This window comes from Brevundimonas sp. AJA228-03, assembly GCF_017795885.1.
Lineage (GTDB): Bacteria > Pseudomonadota > Alphaproteobacteria > Caulobacterales > Caulobacteraceae > Brevundimonas.
Genome location: NZ_CP059297.1, coordinates 745,748 through 759,934, shown reverse-complemented (window position 1 = coordinate 759,934; position 14,187 = coordinate 745,748). Strand labels below are relative to the sequence as shown.

The 14,187-nt window shown below is 66.4% G+C and carries 11 protein-coding genes and 1 tRNA gene; 11 read left to right on the top strand and 1 reads right to left on the bottom strand.

Going from position 1 to position 14,187, the window contains the following annotated elements:
* Positions 1-6: 6 nt before the first annotated feature.
* Positions 7-1,143 carry a tRNA (adenosine(37)-N6)-threonylcarbamoyltransferase complex transferase subunit TsaD gene (gene tsaD / locus HZ989_RS03790; protein WP_209323027.1) on the bottom strand — a complete coding sequence of 379 codons (1,137 nt, stop codon included), beginning with the start codon at positions 1,141-1,143 and terminating at the stop codon, positions 7-9.
* A 141-nt stretch (positions 1,144-1,284) separates the two neighbouring features.
* Between tsaD and hemC the strand changes: the two genes are divergently transcribed.
* The 11 genes from hemC (at position 1,285) to HZ989_RS03735 (ending at position 14,183) form a co-directional block, all read left to right on the top strand.
* Positions 1,285-2,220: a hydroxymethylbilane synthase gene (gene hemC, locus HZ989_RS03785; protein ID WP_209322312.1), complete on the top strand. Its 936-nt coding sequence runs from the start codon at positions 1,285-1,287 to the stop codon at positions 2,218-2,220.
* Between the two features lie 141 nt (positions 2,221-2,361).
* Complete coding sequence (locus HZ989_RS03780) at positions 2,362-3,045, top strand: uroporphyrinogen-III synthase (RefSeq protein ID WP_245162439.1); 684 nt, start codon at positions 2,362-2,364, stop codon at positions 3,043-3,045.
* Between the two features lie 40 nt (positions 3,046-3,085).
* Positions 3,086-3,161 (top strand) — tRNA-Thr (locus HZ989_RS03775).
* A gap of 153 nt (positions 3,162-3,314) precedes the next feature.
* Positions 3,315-4,535, top strand: coding sequence for an integrase arm-type DNA-binding domain-containing protein (locus tag HZ989_RS03770; protein ID WP_209322311.1), 1,221 nt, complete (start codon positions 3,315-3,317; stop codon positions 4,533-4,535).
* Positions 4,536-5,218: 683 nt separating this feature from the next.
* Positions 5,219-6,373: an alpha-hydroxy acid oxidase gene (locus HZ989_RS03765; RefSeq protein ID WP_209322310.1), complete on the top strand. Its 1,155-nt coding sequence runs from the start codon at positions 5,219-5,221 to the stop codon at positions 6,371-6,373.
* A gap of 94 nt (positions 6,374-6,467) precedes the next feature.
* Positions 6,468-7,973 (top strand): carboxylesterase/lipase family protein, encoded by a 1,506-nt coding sequence (locus tag HZ989_RS03760; protein ID WP_209322309.1) that lies wholly within the window; start codon positions 6,468-6,470, stop codon positions 7,971-7,973.
* Complete coding sequence (locus HZ989_RS03755) at positions 7,970-8,812, top strand: ROK family protein (protein WP_245162438.1); 843 nt, start codon at positions 7,970-7,972, stop codon at positions 8,810-8,812. The genes HZ989_RS03760 and HZ989_RS03755 overlap by 4 nt, the downstream gene beginning before the upstream one ends.
* A 189-nt stretch (positions 8,813-9,001) precedes the next feature.
* Positions 9,002-11,110: a TonB-dependent receptor gene (locus tag HZ989_RS03750; RefSeq protein ID WP_209322308.1), complete on the top strand. Its 2,109-nt coding sequence runs from the start codon at positions 9,002-9,004 to the stop codon at positions 11,108-11,110.
* Positions 11,111-11,134: 24 nt separating this feature from the next.
* Positions 11,135-12,538, top strand: coding sequence for an FAD-linked oxidase C-terminal domain-containing protein (locus HZ989_RS03745; RefSeq protein WP_209322307.1), 1,404 nt, complete (start codon positions 11,135-11,137; stop codon positions 12,536-12,538).
* A gap of 95 nt (positions 12,539-12,633) precedes the next feature.
* Entirely contained in the window at positions 12,634-13,440 is an 807-nt protein-coding gene (locus HZ989_RS03740; RefSeq protein ID WP_209322306.1) for an AraC family transcriptional regulator, read from the top strand.
* Positions 13,440-14,183, top strand: a complete 744-nt coding sequence (locus HZ989_RS03735) for a FadR/GntR family transcriptional regulator (protein ID WP_209322305.1) — start codon at positions 13,440-13,442, stop codon at positions 14,181-14,183. The genes HZ989_RS03740 and HZ989_RS03735 overlap by 1 nt, the downstream gene beginning before the upstream one ends.
* Positions 14,184-14,187: the final 4 nt, after the last annotated feature.

Genomic DNA, 14,187 nt, shown 5'->3' with positions numbered 1-14,187 from the left:
CGTCTCCTAGGCCTTGGCGCCTTTACGGCCCGCCGGATGGACAGGATCGGCCAGGGCGCGCGCCTCGTCCAGCGGCCATCGCGGGCGGGCGGGCGAATCGATGTCCGAAACCAGCCCCAGCTGCAGCCGCTCCGCGCCCGCCAGGGCGATCATCGCCGCATTGTCGGTGCAATAGGCCAGGGGCGGGGCCAGAAATTCGAATCCCCGTTTCGCCGCCGTCTGTTCCAGCACGTGCCGCACCGTCCGGTTGGCCGCGACACCCCCCGCCACCACGAAAAGGAGACCCTGTCGGCCGACCGCCTCGCTCGCGGAGCGAGGTGGCTTGAGGCGGTGGTCGTGTTTCTCCGCATAGGCCGCCATCGCCCGGTCCGATCGCTCCGACAGCTGGCGCGCGATCGCCGACTGCACGGCATCGGCCAGATCGGCCCGGTCCGCGTCGGTCTCGCAGGCCTGGGCGAGGCGCGACGCCGCCGTCTTCAATCCCGAGAACGAGAAATCGCAGTCCTTGCGCCCCAGCAGCGCCCGCGGCAGGTCGAAGCGCGAGCCGTCGCCGCCCTCGGCCATCGTCTCCAGCGCCGGTCCGCCCGGATAGCCCAGCCCCATGGCCTTGGCGATCTTGTCGAAGGCCTCTCCGGCGGCATCGTCGATCGTGGTGCCCAGGCGGCTCATGTCCCCGATGCCGCGCACCTCCAGCAGCTGGCAATGCCCGCCCGAGACCAGCAGCAGCAAGAAGGGATAGGCGACCCTCGCCCCCAGACGGGCCGACACGGCATGACCTTCCAGATGATTGACCGCAATCAGCGGCAGGCCCCGCGCCAGGGCCACCGCCTTGCCGAACCCCAGCCCGACCATGACCCCGCCGACCAGCCCCGGCCCCGCCGTCGCCGCGACCCCGTCCAGCCGGTCGTATCCGAGACCCGCCCCGGCCATCGCCCGACGCACGACGCCGTCGATCATCTCGACATGGCTGCGCGCCGCGATCTCGGGCACCACGCCGCCGAAGGCCGCATGATCGTCGATCTGGGAATGGACCACGGATGACAGCACGGTCGCCACTCCATCGGGCGTCAGCCGCACCACCGAGGCCGCCGTTTCGTCGCAGCTGGTCTCGATGCCCAGGACGACAAGGGCACTGCCGCTCAGGACGCGGTCGCTCTCTGCCCGGGTGCGCGCGGAAATCGGCTTTCCGGCACGGTTTTCGCTGGTAAGGTCCGCTACGATCTCCACCGGGTTCAGGTAGCGACCCGGACCACACTAGGCAACGAATTGGCGCAACGAACACGCATGGCCACGATACGTATAGGCACCCGACGCAGCGCCCTGGCGCTGGCCCAGTCCGGGATGATGCAACGGGCCATCGCCGCCGCCATGGACCTGCCGCTCGAGGAGGTGGTGCTGGTCGAGATCATCACCACCGGCGACCAGATCCAGGACCGCCGCCTGATGGAGGTCGGCGGCAAGGCCCTGTTCACCAAGGAGATCGAGGAGGCCCTGCTGGACGGCCGGGTCGATATCGCCGTCCATTCGATGAAGGACGTACCCGCCGAACAGCCCCCCGGCCTGACCATCGCCGCCATCCCGGAACGCGAGGACGCCCGCGACGCCTTCATCAGTCGCGACTATGGCGCGCTGGAGCGCCTGCCCCACGGCGGGCGCCTCGGCACCGCCTCCCTGCGGCGTCAGGCCCAGGCGCTGGCCCTGCGCCCGGATCTGCAGATCGAGATGCTGCGCGGAAACATCGACACCCGCCTGCGCCGCGCGGCCGAGGGCGATTTCGACGCCATCCTGCTGGCCGCCTCGGGCCTGAACCGGCTGGGCCGCTCGGAAACGGTGCGCGGTTTCCTGTCGGTCGACGCCTTCCTGCCCGCGCCGGGCCAGGGGGCTCTGGCCCTGCAGACGCGCGAGGGCGACACCGACCACGCCTGGGTCCAGGCCATGAACCACGGCCCCACGGCCCTGGCCGTCGCGGCCGAGCGCGGTGCCATGGTCGCTCTGGAAGGCTCCTGCCGCACGGCCGTCGGGGCCCACGCCCATATCGAGGGCGACCGCCTGACCCTGACCACCGAAATGCTGGCCCCCGACGGCACCGCGCGCTGGAGACGGTCCGGCGAGATCACCGGCCTGTCGGCTGCCGACGCCATGGATCGCGCCCGCGACCTGGGCCTGCGGCTGGGCCATGAGGTCCATGCGGCGGCCGGCGACCAGCAGGTTGCGGTCTAGATTTTTCTTTCCGCTCATCCCCGCGAAGGCGGGGATCCAGTTCTTTCGTGAGGCAGGATGCGCGGGATCATTGTCACGGCACACTCCATCCGGCCGAACATCCAGAGCACCGGGTCCCCGCCTTCGCGGGGATGAGCGGAGATGATGGAAGCGATCCACAGGGTCTGGGTCACCCGCGCCCGACCCGGCGCCGACCGGACCGCCGAACGCCTCACCGGTCTGGGCCACACGCCGCTGGTCGTCCCGCTGCTGGAGATCCGGCCGCTCGACGTCGCCCTCGACCTCTCTGGCGTCCAGGCCCTCGCCTTCACCAGCCTCAACGGGGTCGCGGCCTTCGCGGCGCTGTCGCCGGACCGGAGCCTGCCGGTCTTCGCAGTCGGGGACGCCACCGCCCGCGCCGCGCAGGACGCCGGCTTCACCTCTGTCCGGTCGGCGGAAGGAAGCCTGCACGACCTCGCCACCCTGATCCGCGCCGAGGCGTCGGGCCTGTCGATCCTGCATCCCGGCGCGGCCGAGCCCGCCGGAGACCTGTCCGCCGCCGTCGGCGACACCGCCCGCCTGCGTTCGATCGCCGTCTATGGCGCGGTCGAAACGCGGGTGGAGCCGCCCGGGGACTGGGAGGCCGCCCTGGTCCACTCACCCCGCGCCGGCCGCGCCCTGGCGGCCCTGATGCAGGGTCGGCCGAACCTGCCGGTCGTGATCGCCATCTCGGCCGCCGCCGCCGATCCGCTGCGAACCACCGGTTTTGCCGAGGTCCGCATTGCCGCGGCCCCGACCGAAGCAGCCCTTCTCGCGGCCCTTGGCAATCCTCGCCCCGCCGTATAAACAGCCGCTCTCGCGCCGGGCAGACCGCCCTCGTCGACAAGCCGCTTTAGCTCAGCTGGTAGAGCATCGCATTCGTAATGCGGGGGTCAGGTGTTCGAGTCACCTAAGCGGCACCATCACCTTGACCGCCAACGTGCGTCGGTGGTTGAAAAAACCAATCAAATATAGTATATTAGGCCAACGGTTGGTTGCCGATGTTCGTCGGTGTTCGCCAACGGCCGGCTGAAGGTGGGGGCCTTTGCCGAGGCCTCGAAAAAAAGGCCCCCAAATTGGCACTCACCGACTCTGCCATTCGCGCCCTCAGGCCCCGCGAACGTGACTACAAAGTTTCTGACGAAAAGGGCCTATATCTCCAGGTGACCACCGCCGGCGGACGGCTTTGGCGGATGAAATTCCGCACTGCCGCCGGACTCGAGAAGAAGATGTCGTTCGGTGCCTATCCTGAAGTCAGCCTGAAGGAAGCCCGAGATCTGCGGGACAAGAACCGGTCGCTGGTGGCCAATGGGGTCGATCCGGCCGACAAGAAACGCCGGGACCAGCGCGCAGCCAAGATCAGTGCGGACAATACATTCAGTGCGGTGGCGGCGGGCTATATCGCCAAGAACCGGCGTGACGGCTTGTCCGACGCCACGATCGTCAAGCGCGAATGGTTCGTCCGACTGGTTCAGCGGAGCCTCGGCGGGCGGCCCATATCGGAGATTCAGCCCTTCGAAGTGCTGGACGCCGTCAGGCCATTCGAGGCCGCCAAGAACGATGAGAAGGCCCACCGGACGCTTCAATTCATTGGCCAGGTGTTCCGCTACGCGGTCGCTAATCAGATCGCGACCAGTGACCCCACGCGCGACCTGCGCGGTGCTCTTTCGAACCGAAGACCCAAGAACCTCGCTGCCATCCTCGAGCCACAGCGCGTCGGGGAGCTTTTGCGCAACATCGACGGCTATGAGGGTCTGCCGCTGACGAAACTGGCGCTCCAGCTTTCTCCGCTGGTGTTTGTTCGACCCGGAGAACTGCGCCGAGCTGAATGGAGCGAGATCGACCTCGACGCGGCCGTCTGGCGCATCCCGGCCGAGAAGATGAAGGCCCGTATGGAACATGCTGTTCCGCTGTCCGTCCAGGCCGTTGCGATCTTGCGTGAGGCCGCCAGCCTGACCGGCGGCGGACGCTACGTCTTCCCGTCCATCCGGTCACGCTTCGACCCCATGTCCGAGAACACCGTCAACGCTGCCCTGCGCCGGTTGGGTTACACTGGTGACGAGATGACGGCGCACGGATTCCGTTCGACCGCGAGCACCCTCCTCAATGAGTCCGGCAAATGGTCGCCGGACGCCATTGAGCGCGCCCTGGCCCACAAGGGCAAGGACCTCGTCCGGGCGGCTTACCACCGGGGCGCTCACTGGCAGGAACGCGTGCTGATGGCGCAGTGGTGGGGCGACTATCTCGACCGTCTTCGTATGGGTGGGGAGGTGGTTCCGCTCGCGAGAAAGGGTTGATTTACAAATGAAAATGGCGGCAAGGCGTGAATCGTGAAACGGCCCGGGTGAGGAGCATGGGCACGCCAGTTTTCAATCCACCCAGAGCTACTTTCACTTCACAAATGACGCATTGATGGTCCCGGACGGGGCGGGCCGCAAAAAACAGATGGTCGCGGCCAGCTGCTCGACAAATCTGTGTTCGCCGCGCTCCGCGCAGGCGAAGGCTGGTCACTCCATCGGTTAGGAAGCTGAACTTCCCGTCAAGCCGGACCCTGGTCTACTCTGCGCCAGAAGCGGAGATCGGCACGCCGCCCGCGGCTAGACGCTCGAGGGTCTGCCAATTGAAGGTAGGGCTCGATCCTAGAGCCTGATCGGCTGAGGTGGAATCGCTTCGCGATTCCGCCGATGCCGTGAATCAGGCTCCAGATATGAGCGAGGGCATGATTCACGCTTTCGGCTGGACCCACGACGTGGGTCCACCTCAAACGATCATGCCCTAGGCAGAGGGAAGATCGACGGCTCTGGGCGAATCTCTTGGACCCCGCCGCGAAAGTGACGCAGCGCCTTCCCGGCGAAGACGTCGTCCTTCACGCTGTGCAGATCCACACGAAATATGTGCTTCGGCTCCAGCGCGACGTCAATCGCTTAGAAGCGGCCCAAGGGCGGCTTCCGATAGTTGGCAGCATTGGCTAGAAAGAGGTGTGCCATCAGTTGATACGGTTCACAGCATCGCAGACCTCAGAGGTCTTGCGCGCCGTCGCCTGCCACGTCCGATCTTTGATTATCTGGACGGAGGCGCAGACGAGGAATGGTCTCTGGCACGCAATGTCGATGCTTTCAGAGATTACGAGATCGTCCCGGACGTCCTGACGGACGTATCATCGATCCAGACCGCGACGACCATCTTCGGACAGCCAGCCGCGTGGCCGCTTATGCTTTCCGCGACAGGCCTCACACGGATGTTCCATGGCTCTGCGGAGCCGGCCGTCGCCCGGGCAGCGGCCGCTCAAGGCATTCCCTACTGTCTGTCAACCATGGGCACGACACGGCTTGAGGATCTGGCCGCGGCGATCTCCGTCCCAATGTTGTTCCAGATCTATGTGTTCAAGGATCGCGGGCTTACGCGTGAGTTTGTCTCGCGATGCCGTGAAGCCGGATACGCCGGGCTTTGTCTGACAGTTGATACGCCAGTCGCAGGCAACCGGCTGCGCGATCGTCGAAGCGGCATATCTCTGCCGCCTCGCCTGACCGCGCATTCCCTTCTCGATTTCGCCCTGCATCCCGGTTGGTCGATACCCGCGCTGACCGGTGCCACGTTCGATCTGGCCAATGTCAGTCACAGGACAGACGCCCTGGCGACAAACCCGCTGAGCCTTTTCGACTTCATCGGTCGTCAGTTTGACCCCGGCCTGTCCTGGCGCGACGTCGAATGGCTCGCATCCGAGTGGAACGGTCCTCTTGCGATCAAGGGGCTCATGACGCCGGAGGACGCGACGCGGGCGATCCGTTCGGGCGCCACCGGCGTGATCCTGTCCAACCACGGCGGACGGCAACTGGATGGCGCGCCTGCGCCGATCGATCAGGTCGCCGCCGTGAGAGATGCGCTCGGCGACGGACCGGATGTCATTTGCGACGGGGGTATTCGACGCGGCTCGGACGTCGTCAAGGCGCTGGCCCTGGGAGCGACCGCCTGCTCGATCGGCCGCCCCTATCTCTACGGCCTGGCGGCTGGCGGCGAAGCCGGCGTCGCTCGATCCCTGGAGATTCTGCGCGACGAGTTCGTACGCACCCTCGCCCTGGCGGGCGTCCCTAGCATCCAGACCCTGTCGCGACGTCACATCCGGCACAGGCCTTAGGGCCGTGCGCGGCTGCGGATCGATCAATGAAAACGGCCTGTCAGCAAATCAGACCGCCTTCGGGTTGCGGTCCGCCCGGTCCAAGGTGTTCGCCATGTCGACTGTCTCCGATGCCGTGATGGCGAACACCTCCTGTGGCCCGGTGCGGGGTCGAGAGATCGACGGTGTCGCGCGATACCTGGGCATTCCCTATGCCGCCGCGCCCGTTGGCGACCTGAGGTTCGCCGCGCCACAGCCGCACGCCCCTTGGGACGAACCCTGGGACGCGACCGTATTCGGGCCGACAGCGCCCTATCAGTTGCGGGATTTCCCCACCCTGGATCTGACGCCGCTGGTGGGGTCTGGGTGGGTGAAGGGGGACGACTACCTCAATCTGAACATCTGGACGCCGCAGGGTCCGGATCTGGCGGGCCTACCGGTCATGGTCTTCATCCACGGCGGCGCGTGGGTGGGCGGCACGGCCTTGGCACCGGCGCAGGAAGGCATGGCCTTTGCCCGGAACGGCGTGGTCTGCGTGACGATCAACTACCGGCTCGGGATCGAGGGCTTCCTGCCCATTCCCGGCGTGCCCACCAATCTGGGTCTTCGCGACATGATCGCAGCGCTTCAGTGGGTGCGTGACAACATCGCTGGATTCGGTGGCGACACCGCCAATGTGACGGTCTTCGGCGAGTCGGCGGGTGCCATGTCGATCGGCGATCTGGTGGTCTCCCCCCTGGCGCGCGGCCTGTTCCGGCGGGCGATCCTGCAAAGTGGTCATGGATCGATGGTCCGATCGGTCAGGACGATGAGAAAGGTCGTGGATAAGCTGGCGAAGGTTCTTGGCATCTCCCCCGACGCAGCGGGATTTCGCTCGGCAAGCGTTCAGGCCGGGCTCAACGCGCAGGATGTCGTACAGGCCCCGACCTCAGGCTTGGACATGCGTGGCGAGAACGGCCGCGACCCCGCCTATGGGTTGAGTAAATTCCTGCCGGTCCATGGCGACGACGTGATCCCGGTTCCTCCCCTGCAGGCCCTCGCGCAGGGCGCGGGCGCGGAGATCGATGTGCTGATCGGGACGAACGCCGAGGAGATGAACCTGTATTTCGTGCCAACGGGGGTTAAGGCGAAGCTCGGTCGGCTTCTGGCCTGGTTCCTGCTCAGCCGCACAGAGCGGGGGGCCCTGGGAATTCTGAAGCGCTACGGACTGGGACAGCGTGGCGTTCCGGGCGGTGCGACCCTGACCCGCGCCCTGACCGATCTGGTCTTCCGCTGGCCCGCGCGGGCGTATGCCCAGGCCCATCAGGGCCGGACCCATTTCTACGAGATGGACTGGCGCTCGCCCGCTCTGGGCGGAGAGCTGGGTGCCTGTCATGCTGTGGAGGTGCCGTTCGTGTTCAACACCCTCAGGACCGCCACAGGACCGATCGGCGTGCTGGGCCAGACACCGCCGCCCCAGGCCCTGGCCGACAGCATCCAGAAGGTCTGGATCGACTTCGCGCGCGACGGCTCGGCCCCTTGGCCCGAATACGAGGCCGGGACCCGGCAGGTCTACCAGCTGGCCAAGGGCCGCGCCGAGCCGGATAAGGATTTTCCCATCGCCGCGACATGGCGCGAATGAGCCGATCGGCGATGGATGCGCCACTGGTGGTCGGGATTGAGCTGGGCGGCACGAAATGCGCGATGATGTTGGGGACGGGTCCAGACGACATCCGCGCTGAGGCCCGCATCGAGACGGTGGGCCCGAACCAGACGATCGACGCCATCGACGACCTGCTGCGCCAATGGCGGGATCGGCATGGGTTTGGGGCTGTCGGTGTGGCCAGCTTCGGGCCGCTGGACCTCGATCCGCGATCGCCGACCCACGGCTGCGTGGTCAACACGCCCAAGCCCGGCTGGACCGGTTTCGACATCCTGCGGCGCGTCCGCTGCTGGGCCGTGCCGGTCGGGTTCGACACAGACGTCAATGGCTCGGCCTTGGCTGAGGCGCGCTGGGGCGCGGCAAGGGGGATCGGGTCATTCGCCTACGTCACTGTAGGGACTGGCATCGGCGTGGGCTCGATCGTCGACGGACGGTCGGTGCGTGGCCTGGGTCACTCCGAGGCCGGGCACCTGCGCATCCCCCGACCGGCGGGATCGGCCTTCGCAGGGGTCTGCCCCTATCATGGCGAATGTGTGGAGGGCCTGGCGTCCGGTCCGGCGGTCCTGGCCCATGCCGGCCTGCCCGCCGAGCAGCTGTCGCGCAACGACCCGGCCTGGAACGTCGTCGTATCGGCGCTCGCGGCCCTGTGTCACAATCTGGTGCTGACCACCGCCCCCGAACGCATTCTCATGGGCGGCGGACTGGGGATGGGGCAGCCGCATCTTCTGCCCCGCATCCGCACCGCCTTGCTCAAGAGCCTCAATGGCTACGGCGTCGCCGAAAGGATCGCAGCAGGCATTGATGGCTTCATCGTCTAGCCGGGCCTGGGTCACCGCGCAGGTCCGCTGGGCGCGCTGGCACTGGCCATCGACGCCAGGGAAGTGGCATCGCGCTAAGTCTGGCTGCGGATCGGCATACTCGGCAACCTTTCAGATAGGTCGAGACGGGCGCACGCTTATCTCAACGACCGGAGCAGATCCGGCGCTTCCAGGGCGGAGACAAAAACCATGCGCTTCATCACCATTCTCGCAGCCGGCGTCGGTCTGGCGGCCATGTCTAGCGGCATTGCCTCTGCGCAGACCGCAACGCAGGCCCCTTCAGCGGCTTCTGACCAAGCCTCATCGGTCGATGACATCATCGTCACAGCACGCAAACGCTCCGAGCGCTTGATCGACGTGCCTGTCGCCGTCACAGCCATCACGGCCGAGACGCTTGAGAACCGGCAGTTCACTTCGATCCGCGACATCGCCGCGATCACGCCGGGCCTGAACATCAACTCCGATGCCGCCGGACGCGCCTTCATCTCGATCCGTGGCATCGGCACGACCCTTTTGGACACGGTTCAGCCTGGCGTCGGTATCTTCGTAGACGGCGTCTACCAGCAGAACACCTCCTACCTGAACAGTCCGACTCTGGCCGTCGAACAGATCGAGGTCCTGCGCGGGCCGCAGTCCACCCTGTTCGGCCAAAACACCCTGGGCGGTGCCATCAACGTCACGACCAAACAGCCATCCGACGTGCTGGAAGGCAAGTTGACAGCGACCTACGCCGGACCGGACAACTACTACATCGTCGGCGCCACCGTGGCCGGACCAATCATTCCAGGCGTCCTGGCCGGTCGCCTGTCAGTCGGCACGCAGAGCCGCGACGGCTTCATCAAGAATAGCCTCCTGGCCTATGACGACGCCAATCGGCTGGAGCAGAACACCATCCGCGGTGCGCTGCGGTGGCAGGCCGGGCCCGCAGTCATTAATCTGAACGCCTATTATGACGAGGTGAACGGCACCAACCCGCTCTATGCCGTCACGACAGGTCCGAACGTCTACATCGACGACGCCCGCACCAACTTCCGTAGCATCGCCAACTACGAATACAGCGGGGTCAATGGCCGTCTGCAGACGCCACTGAACGAGCAGCACGACCTGACCGTCATCGCCTCATACGACAAGCGCGACGCGACGAGCGACAGCGACGGCGACTTCCAGTCGATCAACCTTTTCCGCTCGACCGGACAGAACACTCTGGAGACCAAGAGCTTCGAGGCGCGCATCGATAGCCGCTGGAGCGAAGACTTCACCTCACTGATCGGTGTGTTCAAGTCGAACCAGACGCTGGATCAGACCTCGGCGACTCTGGTCGTGCCAGCAAACCTGCGAGTGCCGGCCTTCGCCAACTCTGACGCGGACATCTGGGCCGTCTTCGGCACCGCCTTCTGGAACATCCAGCCCGACCTCGAACTGACCGTCGGTCTGCGCTACGATCACCAGCAGATCGATTTCCGGAGTGCGCGGAACTCAAACTATGAAGCCAACGAGGTCCAACCCCGGATCGCGCTGCGTAAGCGCCTGGACGACAACCACATGATCTATGCCTCGATCGCGCGCGGCTTCCGCGGCGGCGGCACCAACGGCCCGGGCGCGCCGAACCTGACCTATGACGGCGACTCGGTGTGGACCTATGAGGTCGGCACCAAGCTCAGCACCGACGACCGTCGGGTCTCGTTGCAGGGCGCGGTCTTCTACAACGACTACAAGGACATCATCGCCGCCAACAGCCTGGCGCCCTCGACCACAGGGGCCGGTATCGTCGGCATCAACCTGAACACGGGCGACGCGCGCTCCTACGGCGTCGAGGCCGAGATCACGGCCGACCTGACGGACGCCTGGACGGTCCGCGCCAGCGGCCTCCTGCAGAACGCCCGGATCACCGACGACACTCGCTATCGCCAGACGACCGGACGGCGGTTGCCGACCGACCGCATTCCGTTCCAGCCTGATTGGACCCTGAGCCTGCAGAGCGACTACGTCGTGCCGGTGGGCCGTGGCGACCTGACCTTCTCGGCGGGCATCGTCGGCAAGGGCGACCGGATCGGCGCGGGCCTGTCGAACACCTTCGCGCCGGAACTGGACAGCTACTTCCTGGCCAACGCGACGATCTCGTACCGCGTCGACGGCATGGAGTTCGCGGTGTTCTCGAACAACCTGTTCGACGAGGACTACTACGAAAGCTATATCGACAGCTCGACGTTGACCGCAGCCGGCCTGCCGGCGCTGGGCAGCTTGGGGCAGATCGGGGACGGGCGTCGCGTCGGCGTGCGCGTTGGCTATAGCTTCTAGGATCACGGCCGTACTGAAACGACAGTGAACGCGTTGCCTCTCTCAATCGAACCGACCCGCCTCCCCGACGGCTTCATCGAAAGCCTTCGGGGGGTGTTCGGCGACCGTCTTCACCTCGGCGAGGCGATGCGGTCCCATCACGGGTCCAGCGAGGCGCATTTCGACACCGTCCTGCCGGACGCGGTCGTCTTCGCCCTGTCGACGGAAGATGTGGTGGAAGCGGTCAAGTTGTGCGGGGCGGCAAACGTGCCGATCATCGCCTACGGGGCCGGCACCTCGATCGAGGGCAATACGACCCCAGTCAACGGTGGCCTGACGATCGACCTGTCGATGATGGACCAGATCGTCGAGGTGAACGCCGAAGACTTCGACGTCACGGTCCAGGCGGGCGTCCGGCGCGAGCATTTGAACGAACATCTTCGCGACGTCGGTCTGTTCTTCCCCATCGATCCGGGAGCCAACGCCACGATCGGCGGCATGGCCTCGACGCGGGCCTCGGGCACCAACGCCGTGCGCTACGGCACCATGCGAGAGGCGGTGCTATCGCTGCGGGTCGTAACGCCGGACGGGCGCGACATCCGTACGGCCCGACGAGCCCGGAAGTCTGCAGCGGGCTATGACCTGACGCGGCTGTTCGTCGGCTCGGAAGGCACGCTCGGCATCATCACCGAGATCACCCTGCGTCTGCATGGCATCCCGGAATCGATTCTGTCGGCTGTGTGTAGTTTCGAGACCCTGGCGGGGGCGGTCGATACCACGGTCCAGGCGATCCAGCTCGGCGTTCCGCTGGCGCGGGTCGAGATCCTGGACGACGTGCAGATGCGGGCGGTCAACGCCTGGTCCGGTCTGGACTATCCGGAGAAGACCACGCTCTTTTTCGAGTTCCACGGCTCGGAGCGCTATGTCCAGGAACAGGTCGAGACGGTCTCAGCGCTGGCGTCCGACAACGGCGGCGGCGAGTTCCAGTGGTCCAGCCTGCCGGAAGAGCGCGCCAAGCTATGGAAGGCGCGGCACGAGGCCTATTACGCCGCGATCGGCCTGCGCAAAGGCTGTGTCGGCTGGCCCACCGACGTCTGCGTTCCGATCAGCCGCCTGGCGGAATGCATCATCGAGACCAAAAAAGATCTAGAGGCCGCCTCCATTCCCGGTCCGATCCTGGGTCATGTTGGCGACGGCAATTTCCATGTCGTTTTCGTCATCGATCCGAACAAGCCTGAAGAGGCCGCAGAGGCGGAGAGACTGAACCGTCGCCTGGTCCAGCGGGCGCTCGACATGGACGGCACCTGTACCGGAGAGCACGGCATCGGGCTGGGCAAGCAGGATTGGCTGGTGGCCGAGCTGGGCGAGGCGGTCGATATCATGCGCACGATTAAACGGGCGATGGACCCGCAGAACCTGCTCAATCCCGGCAAGATCTTCAGCCTCTGAGCGCTGCCAGCGGAACCTATCTGATAGCTATTGCCAAACCTGTCAGATAGGTCCACCGTCAAGCCTCAGCCTCCGTCAGAGAGGTGGAGGACTTCATGATCACGTTGAACACAGCGCCCGTCGCGCGTCGCTGCCTGGTCGTCTCACCTGAGTTCACAGTCCTGACCGGGCGGGGCCCCTTCGCCGAGACGGCCATGCCGCCGGAGGCTCTTGCGGTGGCCTTTGGCTTCGGCGCCATCGACGCGCCGGCGACTTTGAGCTTCGTCGGAGCCGCCAGAGCCGACCAGCTGATGTCCGAGGACGCGGGCGTGACGCGGATCGTGCTCCTGATCGCCCCTTCGGGCCTGACGCGCATCGGCGCCGCAACCGTTCCGCAAGCCGGCGAGCGCCTCGATTTCCACCTCCCCAGCCCCCTGCGCGCCATCGCGCTTGCCCTTCGCGACTGCGACCGCACGAGCGAGGCGGGCGACATCTACCGCTCCGCCAAGGCGATCGAGCTTCTTTGCGAGACCTGGACCGCCCTGGACGGCGGCGACCTGATTCCGGTCGCCGGCGACAGCGACCTGTCGCTGGCCGACAGCCGCCGACTGCTGGAGGCCCGCCGGCTGATCGACGAACAGTGGGGGCAGAAGCTGTCGTTGCACGGCATCGCCGCCTGCTGCGGCCTGAACCGGGAGAAGCTGACCCGCGGCTTTCGCAAGATGTTCGCCTGCAGCGTCGCCGAAGCGCTGGCGGAGCGGCGCCTGTCCGAAGCCAGCCGCATGCTGGTGACCACCGACCTGCCCGTCTCCTCAATCGGCTACGAGAACGGATATCTGAACAACGCCAGCTTCGCGCGCGCCTTCGGACGGCGGTTCGGCGTGTCGCCGTCCGACTATCGCGCCGCCCGGGCCGCCGCCTGATGAGCGCCCTGACGATGAGCGGCCGCAACGGCGTCGAAGGCGGATCCCTGGTCCAGCGGGCCATTGACGCGGTCCGCGCCCATATCCGCACCGAAGAACTGCGCGTCGGCGACAGCCTGCCGGGCGAAGGCCATTTCGCCGACAAGCTGGGCGTCAGCCGCGCGGTGATGCGCGAGGCGTTCGGCGTTCTGGCGGCGTTGCGGCTCATCGACGTGGGCAATGGCCGCAAGCCCCGTGTCAGCGCCATCGACGGCGCTGTTATCGCCAGCTCGCTGGACCACGCCGTGTCGACCGCCCAGATTTCCGTGGCCGATGTCTGGGACGTGCGCCGCACGATCGAAATCCGCACTGCCGCCCTCGCCGCCCAGAACCGCACCGACGCCGAGGCCCGGGCGATCGTCGACCTCGCCGAGGCCATGGATCGCGATCACGATGACATGGAGAAAGTCGCCGCCCACGACATCGCCTTCCATGACGCCATCGCCCGGGCCGGCCAAAACGCCCTGTTCGTCCAGATCGTCGCCTCCTTCGCACCGTTGATGCAGGAGGCCGTGCCCGCGGCCTGGAAGACCCGCGAAGGCCCCGAGGACCGCGCGGCGACGCTGGAGCGACACCGCACCCTGGCCCGGGCCATCATGGATCGCGACGCCGACGCCGCCGTCCAGGCGATGGACGCCCACTTCGACGCCTCGATCGGGGACATCCTGCGCGGCCTCGCGAACCCGGAGCCGGCCCATGTATGATCCG

Bases quoted from the DNA above. Each gene is read 5' to 3' on its own strand.
- HZ989_RS03755 (WP_245162438.1), top strand. From the start codon at position 7,970: ATGAGCCGATCGGCGATGGATGCGCCACTGGTGGTCGGGATTGAGCTG.
- HZ989_RS03780 (WP_245162439.1), top strand. From the start codon at position 2,362: ATGATGGAAGCGATCCACAGGGTCTGGGTCACCCGCGCCCGACCCGGC.
- HZ989_RS03740 (WP_209322306.1), top strand. From the start codon at position 12,634: ATGATCACGTTGAACACAGCGCCCGTCGCGCGTCGCTGCCTGGTCGTC.
- HZ989_RS03735 (WP_209322305.1), top strand. From the start codon at position 13,440: ATGAGCGCCCTGACGATGAGCGGCCGCAACGGCGTCGAAGGCGGATCC.
- HZ989_RS03760 (WP_209322309.1), top strand. From the start codon at position 6,468: ATGTCGACTGTCTCCGATGCCGTGATGGCGAACACCTCCTGTGGCCCG.
- hemC (WP_209322312.1), top strand. From the start codon at position 1,285: ATGGCCACGATACGTATAGGCACCCGACGCAGCGCCCTGGCGCTGGCC.
- HZ989_RS03750 (WP_209322308.1), top strand. From the start codon at position 9,002: ATGCGCTTCATCACCATTCTCGCAGCCGGCGTCGGTCTGGCGGCCATG.